We start from the raw sequence: 1408 nt of genomic DNA on the forward strand, positions 1-1408 counted from the left end.
CTAGTACTGCAACGGTGCTTGCCGTGACTGGTGGCCAGGTTGGTCGTTGGTGTGTTCATGGGTGGGGACCTTGCTGATGTCAGGTTGTGGGCGGGCGAACTGGAAGCTGTGCATGGGCGTTTCGTGCACCGTTTCAGCAGGTCGGAGCCGCGGGAGTCGGCACTGGCCTATATGCGGGGCCTGATCGCTCCGCTGCAGCGGAAGAACGGCTGGACGCTGGCGGAGGAAGCCGGCCACGAGGGTCCGGATCGTATCCACCGGATGCTGAACCGGATCGAGTGGGACGCCGACGAGGTACTCGACGACGTGCGTCGGTACGTGGTCGACAACCTCGGCGACCGGGATGCCGTCCTGGTCGTGGACGACACAGGCTTTCTGAAGAAGGGGACGCGGTCGGCAGGAGTGCAGCGCCAGTACTCCGGCACGGCCGGGCGGACGGAGAACTGCCAGGTCGGCGTCTTCCTCGCGTATGCAACCGACCGCGGGCGGACACTGATTGACCGGCGTCTGTATCTGCCCACCTCCTGGACCGACGACCGCGAAAGGTGCCGCCGGGCCGGCATCGACGACGAGGTCGCCTTCGAGACCAAGGTGGCCATGGCCAAGGTAATGGTCCGCCGGGCCATCGCGGACAAGATCCCGTTTCGGTGGGTGACCGCGGATGCCGCCTACGGGTTCAGCAAAGGCTGGCGGTCGGAACTGGAGCGGGCGGACGTCTTCCACGTCATGGCCACCACCCGCCACGACACCGTGGTCACCCGCTGGGCGATCGACCATCCCGTCCACGACCTGTTCAACGGTCTTGCCCGGCAGAAATGGAAGCGCCGTTCCTGCGGCACAGGGGCGCACGGCCTGCGGATGTACGACTGGGCACGCGTCGAGGTCCGGCCCTGGCACCGGCCCGACCGCCGCCACTGGGTCATCGCCCGCCGCAGCGTGAGCCGGCCCGGGGAGATCTCCTACTACATCGCCTACTGCCCGGCCGGGACAACGCTTGACGAGCTGATCCGCATCGCGGGCAGCAGGTGGGCCATCGAGGAATGCTTCCAGAGCGCGAAACAGGAATGCGGCCTGGACGACTACCAAGTCCGCCGCTACCCCGGATGGCACCGACACATGACCCTCGCCATGGCCGCCCACGCCTGCCTGACCGTCCTGCGAGCCCGCGAGCTGGATGCCAGGAAAGCAGAAACGGATCCTCCCAGCTCATCCACCTCAGCCTCGCCGAGATACGACGGCTGATCACCCGCCTCACCAACCGCCGGCCCACACCCGTCGAGCACATCCTGCACTGGTCGACCTGGCGCCGACAACGACAACACCAGGCCCGCACCAGCCACTACAAACGACGCGGACATATCCCCTGACCTGGCCACCAGTCACGGCAAGCACCGTTGCAGTACTAGGA

The 1408-nt window shown here is 66.5% G+C and carries 1 protein-coding gene; it reads left to right on the top strand.

What is annotated here, in order from left to right:
* Positions 1-57: 57 nt before the first annotated feature.
* Complete coding sequence (locus ACWDRW_RS40295) at positions 58-1242, top strand: IS701 family transposase (protein WP_451733572.1); 1185 nt, start codon at positions 58-60, stop codon at positions 1240-1242.
* Positions 1243-1408: the final 166 nt, after the last annotated feature.

Source organism: Streptomyces sp. NPDC003635 (genome assembly GCF_053587635.1).